The organism is Streptomyces composti, assembly GCF_012034205.1.
In the GTDB taxonomy this organism is placed as follows: domain Bacteria; phylum Actinomycetota; class Actinomycetes; order Streptomycetales; family Streptomycetaceae; genus Streptomyces; species Streptomyces composti.
The window spans coordinates 159,573-173,921 of record NZ_JAATEM010000015.1; the positions used below are offsets into that span (position 1 = coordinate 159,573).

Below are 14,349 nucleotides of genomic sequence, written 5' to 3' on the forward strand. Positions count from 1 at the left end.
GTGCTCAGCGGTCGACCAGGCGGTCGAACTGCGTGGTGGTGTGCCGGAGATGAGCCACCAGCTCGTCACCCACCTTGGGCTCGGGCGCGTCCGCCGGCACGAACAGGATCGACACCTGCATGTGCGGCGGCTCGGCGAACCAGCGCTGCTTGCCGGCCCAGACGAACGGCGAAAGGTTCCGGTTGACCGTGGCCAGCCCGGCGCGGGCGACGCCCTTGGCGCGCGGCATGACGCCGTGCAGCGCCTTGGGAGCCTCCAGCCCCACCCCGTGCGAGGTTCCGCCCGCCACGACCACCAGGAAGCCGTCGGAGGTGGCCTTCTGCTGCCGGTAGCCGAACCGGTCCCCCTTGGTGACGCGGGTGACGTCCAGGACCGCCCCGCGGTACTCGGTGGCCTCGTGGTCCCCCAGCCACAGCCGGGTGCCGATCCGGGCCCGGAACCGCGTCTGCGGGAACTGCTGCTGCAACCGGGCGAGTTCCTCCGCCTTGAGGTGGCTGACGAACATCGTGTGCAGCGGGAGCCGGGCCGCGCGCAGCCGGTCCATCCAGCCGATGACCTCCTCGACGGCGTCCGAGCCGTCGGTGCGGTCCAGCGGCAGGTGGATGGCGAACCCCTCCAGACGCACGTTCTCTATGGCCGCGTGCAGCTGGGGCAGATCCTGCTCGGTGACGCCGTGCCGCTTCATCGACGACATCACCTCGATGACCACCCGGGCGCCGACCAGGCCGTAGACGCCGTCGACCGACGACACCGAGCGGATGACGCGGTCGGGCAGCGGCACGGGCTCCTCGCCCCGCCGGTAGGGAGTCAGGACCAGCAGGTCACCGCCGAACCAGTCCTTCATCCGGGCGGCCTCGTACGTCGTGCCGACGGCCAGCAGGTCCGCGCCCAGCCGTGTGACCTCCTCTGCCAGCCGCTCGTGGCCGAAGCCGTAGCCGTTGCCCTTGCAGACCGGGACCAGCCCGGGGAACTGCTCCTGCACGTGCTTGTGGTGCGCCCGCCAGCGCGCGGTGTCGACGTAGAGCGTGAGCGCCATGGCCGGACCTGGAACCTTTCTCGTGGCTGCGGTGTATCAGGGATATGGGAACTGTCGAAGCGGTGGACGTGGCGAAAGCGGTCTCAGCGGCGAGGCCGGGGTCAGCGGCGCGACATGTAGATGTCGAGCGCCTTGTGGAGCAGCTTGTTGAGCGGGAAGTCCCACTCACCGAGGTACTCGGCGGCCTGGCCGCCCGTGCCCACCTTGAACTGGATCAGACCGAAGAGGTGGTCGGTCTCGTCCAGCGAGTCGGAGATGCCGCGCAGGTCGTAGACGGTGGCGCCGAGCGCGTAGGCGTCGCGCAGCATCCGCCACTGCATCGCGTTCGAGGGCCGGACCTCGCGCCCGATGTTGTCGGAGGCCCCGTAGGAGTACCAGACGTGCCCGCCCACGATCAGCATGGTCGCCGCGGAGAGGTTGACCCCGTTGTGCCGGGCGAAGTACAGCCGCATGCGGTTGGGGTCCTCGGTATTGAGGGCCGTCCACATGCGCTGGAAGTACGACAGCGGGCGGGGACGGAAGTGGTCGCGCACCGCGGTGATCTCGTACAGGCGCTGCCACTCCGGCAGGTCCTCGTAGCCGCCCTGGACGACCTCGACGCCGGCCTTCTCCGCCTTCTTGATGTTGCGGCGCCACAGCTGGTTGAAGTTCTTGTGGACCTCTTCCAGGGAGCGGTTGGCCAGCGGCACCTGAAAGACGTACCGGGGCTGGACGTCACCGAAGCCGGCGCCGCCGTCCTCCCCCTGCTGCCAGCCCATGCGGCGCAGCTTGTCGGCCACCTCGAAGGCACGGGGCTCGATGAAGTCGGCCTCCAGATCGCGCAGACGCTTCACGTCCGGGTTCTGGATGCCCTTCTTGATGGTCGCCGCCTCCCAGCGGCGGATGATCACCGGCGGGCCCATCTTCACGGAGAAGGCGCCCTGCTGCTTCAGGTGCGCCAGCATCGGCTCGATCCACTCCTGAAGATTGGGAGCGAACCAGTTGATGACCGGCCCCTCGGGCAGATAGGCGAGATATCGCTTGATCTTGGGCAGCTGCCGGTACAGCACCAGTCCGACGCCGACCAGCTCGCCGGTACGGTCGTCGAACCAGCCGAGATTCTCGGACCGCCACTCCGCCTTCACGTCCGCCCAGGCCGGGACCTGCATGTGACTCGCCGACGGCAGGCTCTGGATGTACGCCAGATGCTGCTCGCGACTGATGGTCCTCAGGGTCAGGCTCATTCGGGGCGCTCCTCGGGCTGGTGTGTCCCCATGGGTTCAGGGGCTCCGGCTCTCGCGCGAAGCCTACTGCGCCCGGGAGCGGCCCGGCGGGGCGCAGGGCCCCTTCGCCCCGGCCCGTGCGGACCGGGGCGTGCACCGGTATTCCGGAGCGGGAGTGCCTGGCGTCAGTCGAAGAGCCCGCCGAAGAGGCCGCCGTGCGCCATGCCCAGGAAGAAGCCGACCGCGGATGCGCCGAGGCCCACGATCAGACCGAAGCGCTCACGCGTGGTCTCCGAGATCCACTGTCCGTACGCGCCGGTGAGAATGCCCACCAGGCCGGTCCAGGAGCTGAGCAGGTGCAGATCGTCGAACATCGCCGAGATGAAGGACGTCAGTCCCAGCACCAGGGTCACCGCGAGCAGGGTGTCCTGAACCGGATGGGGCTTGCCGTCCGTGGCGAAGAGTCCGTTGCCGCCGGCGTTGGGTCGCATTGCCTGTGCCATAGGGCACCTCCTGCGAAAAGCGGCGCATCGTAGCGCCATACACACCCGATGTGTACAGATTGACGGCCTGCCCGGACGGATTTCAACCGGAAGGCACTGTGCGGGTACTCTGTAGCGTCTGCACCGGTGTCTGTCCGGACACAGCCAGGGAAGCGACCCGCCTCCGTGCCGGGGCGAGGGACTCGTGAGTCCACGGTCCGTCCCGCCTACCTGGGAAAACCGCCGCCCGACGTCGATTGTCAGTGGCGGCTGTTTTACTGACGGGCATCGTTGCGCAACGCATCACGACCCTCCTGCCACGGAACGCCCGTGGCCGCTGAGTCCAAAGGAGGTGGGTTCCACATGCGTCACTACGAGGTGATGGTCATCCTCGACCCCGATCTCGAGGAGCGCGCTGTCTCCCCGCTGATCGAGAACTTCCTTTCCGTCGTCCGTGACGGTGGCGGAAAGGTCGAGAAGGTCGACACCTGGGGCCGTCGTCGTCTCGCGTACGAGATCAAGAAGAAGCCCGAGGGCATCTACTCGGTCATCGACCTGCAGGCCGAGCCTGCGGTCGTCAAGGAGCTCGACCGCCAGATGAACCTGAACGAGTCGGTCCTCCGGACCAAGGTCCTCCGCCCCGAGACCCACTGAGCATCCCGCTCAGCTGATCTCGGGACACGAGTAGCAGCAAGCAGCCAGCAGCAAACCCGCCGAGAGGTTCACCCATGGCAGGCGAGACCGTCATCACGGTCATCGGCAATCTTGTCGACGACCCCGAGCTGCGCTTCACCCCGTCCGGTGCGGCCGTCGCGAAGTTCCGTGTCGCGTCGACTCCCCGCACCTTCGACCGTCAGACGAACGAGTGGAAGGACGGCGAGAGCCTGTTCCTGACCTGCTCGGTCTGGCGTCAGGCGGCGGAGAACGTCGCCGAGTCCCTTCAGCGAGGCATGCGCGTGATCGTGCAGGGCCGGCTGAAGCAGCGGTCCTACGAGGACCGTGAGGGCATCAAGCGCACGGTCTACGAGCTGGACGTCGACGAGGTCGGCCCCAGCCTGCGCAACGCCACGGCCAAGGTCACCAAGACCACGGGCCGCGGTGGCCAGGGTGGCTACGGCGGTGGCGGCCAGCAGGGCGGCGGCTGGGGCGGTGGCCCCGCCGGCGGCCAGCAGGGCGGCGGCGCTCCTGCCGACGACCCGTGGGCGACCGGCGCTCCCGCCGGCGGCCAGCAGGGTGGCGGCGGCTGGGGCGGCGGCTCCGGCGGCGGTGGCGGCTACTCGGACGAGCCCCCCTTCTAGGGCGGGCCGTTACCCCACACTTCTTGATCACACAGGAGAAACACCATGGCGAAGCCGCCTGTGCGCAAGCCGAAGAAGAAGGTCTGCGCGTTCTGCAAGGACAAGGTCACGTACGTGGACTACAAGGACACGAACATGCTGCGGAAGTTCATTTCCGACCGCGGCAAGATCCGTGCCCGCCGCGTGACCGGCAACTGCACGCAGCACCAGCGTGACGTCGCCACGGCCGTGAAGAACAGCCGTGAGATGGCGCTGCTGCCCTACACCTCCACCGCGCGATAAGGGAAGGGTGACCGACTCATGAAGATCATCCTTACCCACGAGGTCTCCGGCCTCGGTGCCGCGGGCGACGTCGTCGACGTCAAGGACGGTTACGCTCGCAACTACCTGATCCCGCGGAAGCTCGCTATCCGCTGGACCAAGGGTGGCGAGAAGGACGTCGAGCAGATCCGCCGTGCTCGCAAGATCCACGAGATCCACACCATCGAGCAGGCCAACCAGGTGAAGGCCCAGCTCGAGGGCGTCAAGGTCCGCCTCGCGGTCCGTTCCGGCGAGGCCGGTCGCCTCTTCGGTTCCGTCACCCCGGCCGACATCGCTTCGGCGATCAAGGAAGCGGGTGGCCCCGAGGTCGACAAGCGCCGCATCGAGCTCGGTGCGCCCATCAAGACCCTGGGCTCGCACGAGACGTCCGTGCGTCTGCACCCCGAGGTTGCCGCCAAGGTCAACATCGAGGTCGTCGCGGCCTGATCGCCGCGCTCACTGACGCAGTGAGCAAGGGGGCCGCACCCATTCCGGGTGCGGCCCCCTTGTCGTGAGTATGAGGCGCCAGGAGTCCGTCTCTTCCGTCCCCGTGCCGGCACCGGTCGGCCTCGGCGCTCGCGTCGAGCGCAGCGTCATGTGAGGCCGAGCGCGGTGTTTCACGTGAAACGGCGCCGTCGTGGAATGGTGGCCGGTGGCCGGAATGTCAGCGGGTGGCCGCGGTCGTTCAGCGGGTGGCCCCGGTGACGAGCCAGCGGCCGGAGCGGCTGCGGAGCCACAGCGTGAGCATCCGGACGGTCATCATCAGGGTCATGGCGACCCACAGGGCGGTGAGCCCTCCGCCCAGCACCGGCACCAGCAGGGCGACCGGGGTGAAGACCGCCAGGGTGAGCAACATGGCCCAGGCCAGGTACGGTCCGTCGCCGGCACCCATCAGGACGCCGTCCAGGACGAAGACGATGCCGGAGATCGGCTGGGTGAGCGCCACGATGACCAGGGCGGGCAGCGCGGCGTCCTTCACGGCGGAGTCGCTGGTGAACAGCGGCAGGAACACGGGCCGGGTCAGCACCACCAGCACGCCCAGGACCACCCCGACCGCGATGCCCCACTCCACCATGCGGCGGCAGACGGCGCGGGCGCCCTGGGCGTCCCCGGCCCCCAGGTAGCGCCCGATGATGGCCTGCCCGGCGATCGCGATGGCGTCCAGCGCGAAGGCGAGCAGGCTCCACAGGGAGAGGATGATCTGATGCGCCGCGATGTCGGTGTCGCCGAGCCGCGCGGCCACGGCGGTGGCGATCATCAGAATGGCCCTGAGGGAGAGGGTGCGGACCAGCAGCGGCGCACCCGCCTGGGCGGAGGCCCTGATCCCGGCCGCCTCCGGACGCAGCGAGGCGCCGTGCCTGCGGGCGCCGCGCACCACCACGACGAGGTAGACCACGGCCATGGCGCTCTGTGCGATGACCGTGCCCCAGGCGGATCCGGCGATGCCCAGTCCGGCACCGTAGACCAGCACGGCATTGAGAATGCCGTTGGCGACGAAGCCGCCGACCGCGACATAGAGAGGAGTCCTGGTGTCCTGCAGGCCGCGCAGCACGCCGGTCGCGGCCAGGACGACCAGCATGGCGGGTATGCCGAGTGCGGAGATCCGCAGATAGGTGGTCGCGTAAGGGGCCGCCGTTTCCGAGGCGCCGAAGAGTTCCACCAGGGCGGGGGACGTGGGGAGCACGACGGCGACGACGACGGCGCCGAGCAGCAGCGCCAGCCAGATGCCGTCCATGCCCTGGCGGATGGCCGCCGGAAGGTCGCCGGCTCCCACGCGCCGGGCGACGGCGGCGGTCGTGGCGTAGGCCAGGAAGACGAAGACGCTCACGGCGGTCATGAGGAGGGCCGAGGCAACCCCGAGGCCGGCCAGCTGTGCCGTGCCGAGGTGGCCGATGATCGCGCTGTCGGCCATCACGAACAGGGGCTCGGCGACGAGGGCGCCGAAGGCGGGAACCGCCAGCGTGACGATCTCACGGTCGTGCTGTCGCCGGGCGGCGCGGGGGCGCGCGGGGGCCTGTGTCATGCGCACCAATCTAATCGTCCACAGGTAAGAGATGCAAAGCATGAGCGACCCTTACCGGTGTGCACAGGGTGTGTGGCCGGGCGTGTCGTCCCAGGTGATCTTGAGCCGACCGGGGAAGTTTTTCTTCTGCACAGCCGGTGGATGGCAAAACTGCAGGTCAGAGGCGCTTTCGTGGTAACCGGTCGAGCTTGTTCACAGGGCTGTCCACCGGGTCGTGCACAGGTTTCGAGGAGTTGTCCACAGCATTGGGGCCGTCGTCCACATGGCCTGTGGATAACCAGATTGGCTGACGGTGCCGACGGGCCTACGGTGGTCCGGCGCCTGCTCCGTCCGCCGGTTCCCAAAGCACCGCAAAACCGGCGCGCCGTAACCGGAGTTGGGCGTCTTATTTGTCAGTGCCGTGCCGTAGAAATGAGGGGCACGGCGAGGTCCGCTCGCCGGACGGGAGGAGGTGGCTCGGGTGAGCATTTCCGAGCCCTTGGACGACCCGTGGGCCGAGAGCCCCAGCGATCGTCTGCCCGCCTCCCGCCGCCGTGACGACTCGGGCCGCGGCCGGGACGAGCAGCACGAGCGCGGCCGGGACGGCGGGATGTGGGGCGGCGGGGGCGCCGCCTTCGAGCGGGTCCCGCCGCAGGATCTCGAGGCGGAGCAGTCCGTGCTGGGCGGCATGCTGCTGTCCAAGGACGCCATCGCCGACGTCGTGGAGATCCTCAAGGGCCACGACTTCTACAAGCCGGCCCACGAGACGATCTTCACGGCCGTGCTCGACGTGTATGCGCGCGGGGAGCCTGCCGACCCCATCACCATCGCCGCGGAGCTGACCAAGCGCGGCGAGATCAACAAGGTCGGCGGGGCCTCCTATCTGCACACCCTGGTGCAGATGGTGCCCACGGCGGCCAACGCCGCGTATTACGCGGAGATCGTGCACGAGCGGGCGGTGCTGCGCCGCCTGGTGGAGGCGGGCACGCGCATCACCCAGATGGGATACGCGGCCGACGACGACGTCGACGAGATCGTCAACCGGGCGCAGGCCGAGATCTACGCGGTCACCGAGCAGCGCACCAGCGAGGACTATCTGCCGCTGGGCGACATCATGGAGGGTGCGCTCGACGAGATCGAGGCGATCGGCTCGCGCAGTGGCGAGATGACCGGTGTGCCCACGGGTTTCACCGATTTCGACTCGCTCACCAACGGCCTCCACCCGGGGCAGATGATCGTCATCGCCGCACGTCCGGCGATGGGCAAGTCGACGCTGGCGCTGGACTTCGCGCGGGCGGCGGCCATCAAGCACAACCTGCCGAGCGTCATCTTCTCGCTGGAGATGGGCCGCAACGAGATCGCCATGCGCCTGCTGTCGGCGGAGGCGCGGGTGGCCCTGCACCACATGCGGTCCGGCACGATGACCGACGAGGACTGGACGCGGCTGGCCCGCCGGATGCCCGATGTGTCGGCGGCGCCGCTCTACATCGACGACTCCCCCAATCTGTCGATGATGGAGATCCGCGCCAAGTGCCGCCGGCTGAAGCAGCGCAACGACCTCAGGCTCGTCGTGATCGACTACCTCCAGCTGATGCAGTCCGGCGGCTCCAAGCGGGCCGAGAGCCGGCAGCAGGAGGTCTCGGACATGTCCCGCAACCTCAAGCTGCTGGCCAAGGAGCTGGAGATCCCGGTCATCGCACTCTCCCAGCTGAACCGCGGCCCCGAGCAGCGCACCGACAAGAAGCCGATGGTCTCCGACCTGCGTGAGTCCGGCTCCATCGAGCAGGATGCCGACATGGTGATCCTGCTGCACCGCGAGGACGCCTACGAGAAGGAGTCACCTCGCGCGGGTGAGGCCGACCTGATCGTCGCCAAGCACCGCAACGGCCCCACCGCCACCATCACGGTCGCCTTCCAGGGCCACTACTCCCGCTTCGTGGACATGGCCCAGACCTGACGGCCCGAGGCGCAGGGTCTCAGGATGGTGGCCAAGTCTCACGAGCGATGGCCAGGCGATGGCAGCTGTGACACGAATCTGAGACTGGCAGGTCAAGTCGCTCACTCGCATGGGTGGTTGGGCTCTGATGCCAGCACCCCGGCCCGCACTCCAGAGATCCTGCGCGACGCTTTCCCCGGCCCCTGTGCCTGGCAGCGACTCGAGCGCTTTGTGGCAGCGTCGCGCCATCCCACGATGCGTGCGGCAGCCGAGGTCCTCGGTATCAAACAGCCGACCCTGGTCACCCAGATCAACCGCCTGGAGCGGGACCTCGGGCAAGCACTGCTCGAACGCGCCCAGCGCGGTCGGGCTATGAAGCCGGCCCCCTTCGGCGAGACGGTCTTGGCAGCAGCCAGGACGGTCATCATTGACCGATGACCACATGGATGCGCCTCGCCGGGTGACAGCGGGCCTACGACGCGCGCCGCACGGACGCACGAGTTGTCATGGGCGTGTCGCGCTGCGGAACAATTCTTGACTTCAAGGTCAAGAACGGTGCTAGTGTTCTGACCATGGGGAGGCCCAAGCAGTTCGATCCGGACGTTGCCGTTGAACACGCCATGGACGTGTTCTGGCGAAAGGGCTACGCCGCGACCACGCCGCAGGACCTCGTCGACGCGATCGGCATTGGCAAGGGCAGTCTCTACAACACCTTCGGCAGCAAGCACGCCTTGTTCGAGCGGGCACTTCGCCGCTATCGCGACAGCCAGACGGTTGCCCTCATCGAGATGCTCGAGCAGCCCGGTCCGGTCAAGGAGCGTCTGCGCAAGACGCTGGAATTCCTCGCCGAGATGGATCTTGCCGACCCGGACCGCCGGGGCTGCATGGCTGTGAACACGGCGGCAGAGCTCGCCGGCGCAGATGGAGTGGCAACCGAACTCGTTCAGCGAATGTTCGCCCGCACCGAAGATGCCTTTCGCGCGCTGATCGAAGAAGGGCAGCGTTCGGGAGAGATCGCACCAGAACGTGATCCTGCGGCCTGGGGGAGCCTGCTGCTGAACACGGTCGTGGGCCTGCGACTCCTGGCGCGGGTTGCTGAAAGCCCTGATCGGCTTGTCCGGGTGATCGACGCGACGGTCGACTCTCTCTGACTCGAATTGCAGTGCTCGCTCCACCTGGAGTGAGCACTGCCCACATTTTGTACTTCAAGTTCAAGAATTGGAGTGCCGTGCACCTCAACCTCACCGACAAGACAGCCGTCGTCACCGGTGCCAGCCGGGGCATCGGGCTCGCCACCGTCCGGACTCTGGCAGCCGAAGGCGTCCGCATCGTCGGAGCCGCCCGCACCATTACGCCCGAGCTGAAGGAAAGCGGTGCCTACACGGTGTCGGCCGACCTGAGCACAGCCGAAGGCGTCGCGACGCTCATGGACAGGGCCCACGCCGAGCTGGGCGGCATCGACCTGCTGGTGAACAACGTCGGAGCCGGTGACGATGTGGAGCCCGTTGGCTTCCTCGACACCGACGACTCTCAGTGGACCCGCGTCCTCGACCTCAACCTGCTCAGTGCCGTCCGGGCCGCCCGCGCGGCCCTGCCCAGCCTGATCGAGCGCCGCGGTTCGATCGTCAACGTCTCGTCCATCAACTCCCGGCTGCCCGCCGCTGGCCCGGTCGCCTACAGCGCGGCCAAGGCGGCCCTGGCCGCACTTGGCAAGTCCCTGGCTGAGGAGTTCGGGCCCCAGGGGGTGCGCGTCAACACCGTCTCTCCCGGAGTGGTTCGCACTGCGATATGGGAGGACCCCGAGGGCTTCGGAGGCAAGGTGGCGGCCGGGGCTGGGGTCGAGCATGCCGCATTCCTCCAGCAGATCCCGGACGCCTTCAACATCACCACCGGCCGCATCACTGAACCCGAGGAAGTGGCGGCCTTGATCGCGTTCCTTCTCTCCGATGTCGCCGGCAACATCACCGGAGCCGACCACATCATCGACGGCGGCACCGTCAAGACGCTCTGAACCACGACGTCCTACAAGGGCGGGGCTGATTCGCACGGCTGCGGGACGAGTGGCAAGCCCGTCCCGCAGCCATGAGACCTGACACGACTGTGAGACGGAGTCCTCCGGCCAAGCCGTGAGACGGACAGAAGCTCCTCAGGTCACAGGGCTGCTCCATGTCACGGACCGCGAGATTTTGCCCGAGGTCGCGGTCCCGTCTCGACGTGGTGGCGCCTCACTGCGCCGGGCTCCGCTCCAGTGCCGCAGCAGCGTGCCGTTGCTGATGAACTGAGGGCATGACGACACCTCAGGAAGAACTTCTGCCCGGTACGCGGCGGGCGTTGCTGCATCGGATTGCCGTCGCTCAGGCAGAGGGGCGGGTACCGTCGCTGGTCGCGACGGTGGTGCGTGGCGGTGCGGCCGTGTGGTCGGGGGCTCGCACGGCGGTCGACGGGGCGGCCGCGGACGAGCATGTGCAGTACCGGATCGGGTCCATCACCAAGACCTTCACTGCCGTGCTGGTGCTGCGGCTGCGGGACGAGGGGGTGCTGGATCTCGGCGACCCCCTGGAGAAGCACCTCCCGGGGACCGGGGTGGGGGAGGCGACCATCGCCCAACTCCTCGCGCACGCCGGTGGGCTGGCCGCCGAGACGCCGGGACCGTGGTGGGAGCGCACCCCGGGATCCCTCCGCCCCGAGCTGGCCGATGTGCTGGGCGAGCGGCCGCTGGTGCATCCGGTGGGGCGCCGGTTCCACTACTCGAACCCCGGCTACGCACTGCTGGGTGCGTTGATCGAGAAGGTGCGGGGTGCCTCCTGGGAGGACGTGCTTCGGCGGGAAGTGCTCGAACCCCTGGGCCTGAGTCGTACGAGCGTGCGCCCGGTGGCGCCGCATGCGGACGGCTGGGCCGTGCACCCCTGGGCGGATGTGCTGCTGCCGGAACCGGCCGAGGACCTCGGACGGATGGCGCCCGCCGGACAGCTGTGGTCCACCACCACGGATTTGGCGCGCTTCGCCGCCTTCCTGATGGACGGTGACGAGCGGGTGCTGAGCGCGGAGTCCGTGCGGGAGATGAGGACGCCCGCGGCCGCGGGCGAGGCGGCCGATGTGGCCGGCGGGTATGCGTACTGCCTGGGCATGGAGATCCGGCACCAGGAGGGGCGGACGCTCGTCGGGCACTCCGGATCCCTGCCGGGCTTCCTCGCCGGTCTTGCGATCAGCGTGGAGGACGACGTGGCCGCGGTCGTCCTGGCCAACTGCACCTCCGGGCCCGCCGTGTCCGGGGTCACTGCGGATCTCGTCCGGATCGTGGCCGAGGCGGAACCGCGCATCCCCGCGGCCTGGAAGCCTCTGCGGGAGGCCGATCCGGCGGTGCTGGAGCTGGTGGGGCAGTGGTACTGGGGCACGCATCCGTTCGCCCTGCGGCTCACCGGTGACGGCTTGCTCTCGCTGGGACCGCTGAGCGGCAGCGGTCGTCGCTCCCGGTTCCGTTCCAACGGGGACGGCACCTGGACCGGGCTCGAGGGCTACTACGCCGGTGAGCTCCTCGAGCCCGTGCGCAGGCCGGACGGTTCCGTGAGCCATCTCGATCTGGGGTCGTTCGTGTTCACACGGCTGCCGTATGACGAGACCGCGCCGGTGCCGGGAGGGGTCGATCCCGAGGGGTGGCGGGGGATCGGTTAGCCGGCGGTCGGAAGGCGGAGCGGCAGGAAAGCGGGAGGAGCGGGCCGGGGGGTGTTTCACGTGAAACACCCCCCAGCCCATCTCGTCTCGCTCAGCTCTCCTGGAGCGCGAGCTTGAAGCCGACGTGTGAGGCGACGAAGCCGAGACGCTCGTAGAAGCGGTGCGCGTCGGTGCGGGTGTTGTCGGAGGTCAGCTGGACGAGCCGGCAGTCCTGTCGACGGGACTCCTCGATGGCCCACTCGATGAGCTGTGACCCCAGGCCGCTGCCCCGCTCATCGGCCTGGACGCGGACGCCTTCGATGACCGACCGCGTGGAGCCGCGGCGGGACAGGCCGGGGATGATCGTGAGCTGCAGGGTGCCGACGACCCGGCCCTCCCGCACGGCGACGACCAGGTGCTGGTTGGGGTCGCTGCGAAGCCGCTCGAACGCGGTGCGGTAGGGGCGAAGGTCGTCCGGCGACTCGCGTCGGGCACCCAGGGGGTCGTCGGCCAGCAAGCCGACGATGGCGGGGATGTCGTCGGCGGTCGCGGCGCGTATCTCAAGGTCTCCCATGCCGCGCAGCGTACGTCCCCGGCAGGGACTCAGGCGGGTACCGGTGCCTTCAGGTTCTCCACGGCGCGGACCAGAGGGGCCAGCTCGGGATTCTTCGCGGCCTCGTCCAGAGCCTCGCGCAGGGCGGTGTCATTGGTCGGCCGGGCCTCCTCCAGCAGCTTCAGACCGGCCTCGGTGACGTTGGTGTAGATGCCGCGCCGGTCCGTGGGGCAGAGATGGCGCTCCAGCAGACCCCGGTCCTCGAGACGGGTCACCAGGCGGGTGGCGGCGCTCTGGCTGAGGACCACCGCGTCGGCGACCTGCTTCATCTGCAGATGGCCGCCCGGGCCGTCGTGCTGCCGGCTCAGTACGTCGAGCAGGGAGTACTCGCGCACGCTCAGCCCGTGCCGGGACTGCAGTGCGCGCTCGGTGTGCGCCTCGATCCTCCCGTGGAGCAGGGAGAGGGCACACCAGCCCTGGGCGAGGGCGGTGAGTGCGGGGTCCGTGGCGGTCATGGGCGTTTCCTCCGTCCAAGGGCGGCTGCATCCCAGGATAGAGCAGGCCCGCAATAGCCCGCGCTTGCAAGTAAGTGTGTCTGCAACTATTGTTGACGCGCGTAAGGAGCTTCTGCAATTTCTTGGAAGGTCTCGTCCTCATGCCTCTAGCGCTGCTGGCCCTCGCCATCGGGGCCTTCGGGATCGGCACCACCGAGTTCGTGATCATGGGCCTGCTGCCCGAGGTCGCTCAGGAATTCGGGGTCTCCATCCCCACCGCCGGATACGCGGTGACCGGCTACGCCCTCGGCGTCGTGCTCGGTGCGCCGCTGATGACCGCCCTGGGCACCAGGGTCTCCCGCAAGCGGATGCTGATGCTGCTGATGGGCCTGTTCATCGCCGGCAATCTGCTCTCGGCGCTGGCGCCCGTCTTCGGCGTCATGCTGATGGGACGCGTGGTGGCCTCACTGGCTCACGGCGCCTTCTTCGGCATCGGCTCGGTCGTCGCGGCGGACCTGGTCGCCCCGGACAAGAAGGCCGGAGCCATCGCCATGATGTTCACCGGCCTCACCGTCGCCAATGTCGTCGGTGTCCCGCTCGGCACCTTCGTCGGCCAGTCGGCCGGCTGGCGCGTCACCTTCGGCATCGTCGCCGCGCTCGGCGTCGTCGGACTGCTCGGTGTCGCCCGCCTCGTCCCCGAGATGCCCAAGCCGGAAGGCGTCCGCCTGCGCCACGAACTCGCCGCCTTCAAGAACGTCCAGGTCCTGCTCGCCATGGCGATGACCGTCCTGGGGTTCGGCGGTGTCTTCGCGGCCATCACCTACATCGCGCCCATGATGATCCATGTCGCCGGTTTCGCCGACGGCTCGGTGACCTGGCTGCTGGTCCTCTTCGGACTCGGCATGGTGGGCGGCAACCTGATCGGCGGCAAGTACGCCGACCGCGCCCTGATGCCCATGCTGTATGTGTCCCTCGGGGCGCTCGCCGTGGTCCTCGCGCTGTTCACGCTGACCGCACACGACAAGATCCTCGCGGCCGTGACCATCTTCCTGATCGGTGCCCTGGGCTTCGCCGCCGTCCCGCCGCTGCAGAAGCGGGTGCTGGACCAGGCGCACGGCGCGCCCACGCTGGCCTCCGCCGTGAACATCGGCGCCTTCAACCTGGGCAACGCCCTCTCCGCCTGGCTCGGCGGACTGGTGATCGCGGCCGGCCTCGGCTACACCGCCCCCAACTGGGTCGGCGCCGCCCTCGCCGCGGCCGCCCTGGTGCTCGCCTTCCTCTCGGCCGCGCTCGACCGCCGCGCCGCGCGCTCCGGCGCCGTGGTCGCCGGATCCGTCCCCACCGACCGGCCCGAGACCGTCATCCCCTGACCTCTCGCCGCCGCCGTGCGGCCCG

General features: G+C 68.9%; 16 protein-coding genes. 10 read left to right on the forward strand and 6 right to left on the reverse strand.

The window, feature by feature from the left end; translation table 11 throughout:
* Nucleotides 1-4: 4 nt before the first annotated feature.
* From HCJ93_RS14510 to HCJ93_RS14520, 3 genes are all read right to left on the reverse strand, one after another.
* Entirely contained in the window at nucleotides 5-1,036 is a 1,032-nt protein-coding gene (locus HCJ93_RS14510; RefSeq protein ID WP_167995131.1) for an alanine racemase, read from the reverse strand.
* A 101-nt stretch (nucleotides 1,037-1,137) separates the two neighbouring features.
* Nucleotides 1,138-2,259 (reverse strand): peptidoglycan bridge formation glycyltransferase FemX, encoded by a 1,122-nt coding sequence (femX, locus tag HCJ93_RS14515; protein ID WP_167996101.1) that lies wholly within the window; start codon nucleotides 2,257-2,259, stop codon nucleotides 1,138-1,140.
* Nucleotides 2,260-2,423: 164 nt separating this feature from the next.
* Nucleotides 2,424-2,741 carry a hypothetical protein gene (locus tag HCJ93_RS14520; RefSeq protein WP_167996102.1) on the reverse strand — a complete coding sequence of 106 codons (318 nt, stop codon included), beginning with the start codon at nucleotides 2,739-2,741 and terminating at the stop codon, nucleotides 2,424-2,426.
* Between the two features lie 342 nt (nucleotides 2,742-3,083).
* Between HCJ93_RS14520 and rpsF the strand changes: the two genes are divergently transcribed.
* The 4 genes from rpsF (at nucleotide 3,084) to rplI (ending at nucleotide 4,765) form a co-directional block, all read left to right on the forward strand.
* A complete protein-coding gene (gene rpsF / locus HCJ93_RS14525) occupies nucleotides 3,084-3,374 on the forward strand; it encodes a 30S ribosomal protein S6 (protein ID WP_014673750.1) in 291 nt (96 codons plus the stop codon).
* Nucleotides 3,375-3,448: 74 nt separating this feature from the next.
* Entirely contained in the window at nucleotides 3,449-4,018 is a 570-nt protein-coding gene (locus HCJ93_RS14530; RefSeq protein WP_167996103.1) for a single-stranded DNA-binding protein, read from the forward strand.
* Nucleotides 4,019-4,063: 45 nt separating this feature from the next.
* Nucleotides 4,064-4,300, forward strand: a complete 237-nt coding sequence (gene rpsR / locus HCJ93_RS14535; protein ID WP_003949403.1) for a 30S ribosomal protein S18 — start codon at nucleotides 4,064-4,066, stop codon at nucleotides 4,298-4,300.
* 18 nt (nucleotides 4,301-4,318) lie between these two features.
* A complete protein-coding gene (gene rplI / locus HCJ93_RS14540; protein ID WP_167996104.1) occupies nucleotides 4,319-4,765 on the forward strand; it encodes a 50S ribosomal protein L9 in 447 nt (148 codons plus the stop codon).
* Nucleotides 4,766-5,003: 238 nt separating this feature from the next.
* Here rplI and HCJ93_RS14545 read toward each other — a convergent pair whose 3' ends face one another.
* Nucleotides 5,004-6,341: an MATE family efflux transporter gene (locus HCJ93_RS14545; protein WP_167996105.1), complete on the reverse strand. Its 1,338-nt coding sequence runs from the start codon at nucleotides 6,339-6,341 to the stop codon at nucleotides 5,004-5,006.
* A 460-nt stretch (nucleotides 6,342-6,801) separates the two neighbouring features.
* Between HCJ93_RS14545 and dnaB the strand changes: the two genes are divergently transcribed.
* The 5 genes from dnaB to HCJ93_RS14570 all read left to right on the forward strand — a co-directional run bounded on the left by dnaB (nucleotide 6,802) and on the right by HCJ93_RS14570 (nucleotide 11,928).
* Nucleotides 6,802-8,277: a replicative DNA helicase gene (dnaB, locus tag HCJ93_RS14550; protein WP_167996106.1), complete on the forward strand. Its 1,476-nt coding sequence runs from the start codon at nucleotides 6,802-6,804 to the stop codon at nucleotides 8,275-8,277.
* Between the two features lie 117 nt (nucleotides 8,278-8,394).
* The gene (locus HCJ93_RS14555) at nucleotides 8,395-8,694 is read left to right on the forward strand and encodes a LysR family transcriptional regulator (RefSeq protein WP_240967599.1); all 300 of its coding nucleotides are present in this window, start codon (nucleotides 8,395-8,397) and stop codon (nucleotides 8,692-8,694) included.
* A gap of 134 nt (nucleotides 8,695-8,828) precedes the next feature.
* Entirely contained in the window at nucleotides 8,829-9,407 is a 579-nt protein-coding gene (locus HCJ93_RS14560) for a TetR/AcrR family transcriptional regulator (RefSeq protein ID WP_167996129.1), read from the forward strand.
* Nucleotides 9,408-9,484: 77 nt separating this feature from the next.
* On the forward strand, nucleotides 9,485-10,267 hold the full coding sequence (locus HCJ93_RS14565; RefSeq protein ID WP_167996108.1) for an oxidoreductase: 783 nt from the start codon (nucleotides 9,485-9,487) through the stop codon (nucleotides 10,265-10,267).
* A gap of 275 nt (nucleotides 10,268-10,542) precedes the next feature.
* A complete protein-coding gene (locus HCJ93_RS14570; protein WP_167996109.1) occupies nucleotides 10,543-11,928 on the forward strand; it encodes a serine hydrolase domain-containing protein in 1,386 nt (461 codons plus the stop codon).
* 91 nt (nucleotides 11,929-12,019) lie between these two features.
* Here HCJ93_RS14570 and HCJ93_RS14575 read toward each other — a convergent pair whose 3' ends face one another.
* Both HCJ93_RS14575 and HCJ93_RS14580 read right to left on the reverse strand, forming a co-directional pair.
* Nucleotides 12,020-12,481 carry a GNAT family N-acetyltransferase gene (locus HCJ93_RS14575; protein WP_167996110.1) on the reverse strand — a complete coding sequence of 154 codons (462 nt, stop codon included), beginning with the start codon at nucleotides 12,479-12,481 and terminating at the stop codon, nucleotides 12,020-12,022.
* A 29-nt stretch (nucleotides 12,482-12,510) separates the two neighbouring features.
* Complete coding sequence (locus tag HCJ93_RS14580) at nucleotides 12,511-12,975, reverse strand: MarR family winged helix-turn-helix transcriptional regulator (RefSeq protein ID WP_167996111.1); 465 nt, start codon at nucleotides 12,973-12,975, stop codon at nucleotides 12,511-12,513.
* A 140-nt stretch (nucleotides 12,976-13,115) separates the two neighbouring features.
* Here HCJ93_RS14580 and HCJ93_RS14585 point away from each other — a divergent pair, with 140 nt between their 5' ends.
* Complete coding sequence (locus HCJ93_RS14585) at nucleotides 13,116-14,324, forward strand: MFS transporter (RefSeq protein ID WP_167996112.1); 1,209 nt, start codon at nucleotides 13,116-13,118, stop codon at nucleotides 14,322-14,324.
* Nucleotides 14,325-14,349 lie beyond the last annotated feature (25 nt).

Coding starts and splice junctions, on each gene's coding strand:
- HCJ93_RS14570 (WP_167996109.1), top strand. CDS start 10,543: ATGACGACACCTCAGGAAGAACTTCTGCCCGGTACGCGGCGGGCGTTG.
- HCJ93_RS14510 (WP_167995131.1), bottom strand. CDS start 1,036: ATGGCGCTCACGCTCTACGTCGACACCGCGCGCTGGCGGGCGCACCAC.
- rpsF (WP_014673750.1), top strand. CDS start 3,084: ATGCGTCACTACGAGGTGATGGTCATCCTCGACCCCGATCTCGAGGAG.
- rpsR (WP_003949403.1), top strand. CDS start 4,064: ATGGCGAAGCCGCCTGTGCGCAAGCCGAAGAAGAAGGTCTGCGCGTTC.
- HCJ93_RS14545 (WP_167996105.1), bottom strand. CDS start 6,341: ATGACACAGGCCCCCGCGCGCCCCCGCGCCGCCCGGCGACAGCACGAC.
- HCJ93_RS14580 (WP_167996111.1), bottom strand. CDS start 12,975: ATGACCGCCACGGACCCCGCACTCACCGCCCTCGCCCAGGGCTGGTGT.
- femX (WP_167996101.1), bottom strand. CDS start 2,259: ATGAGCCTGACCCTGAGGACCATCAGTCGCGAGCAGCATCTGGCGTAC.
- HCJ93_RS14560 (WP_167996129.1), top strand. CDS start 8,829: ATGGGGAGGCCCAAGCAGTTCGATCCGGACGTTGCCGTTGAACACGCC.
- HCJ93_RS14575 (WP_167996110.1), bottom strand. CDS start 12,481: ATGGGAGACCTTGAGATACGCGCCGCGACCGCCGACGACATCCCCGCC.
- rplI (WP_167996104.1), top strand. CDS start 4,319: ATGAAGATCATCCTTACCCACGAGGTCTCCGGCCTCGGTGCCGCGGGC.
- HCJ93_RS14520 (WP_167996102.1), bottom strand. CDS start 2,741: ATGGCACAGGCAATGCGACCCAACGCCGGCGGCAACGGACTCTTCGCC.
- HCJ93_RS14530 (WP_167996103.1), top strand. CDS start 3,449: ATGGCAGGCGAGACCGTCATCACGGTCATCGGCAATCTTGTCGACGAC.
- HCJ93_RS14585 (WP_167996112.1), top strand. CDS start 13,116: ATGCCTCTAGCGCTGCTGGCCCTCGCCATCGGGGCCTTCGGGATCGGC.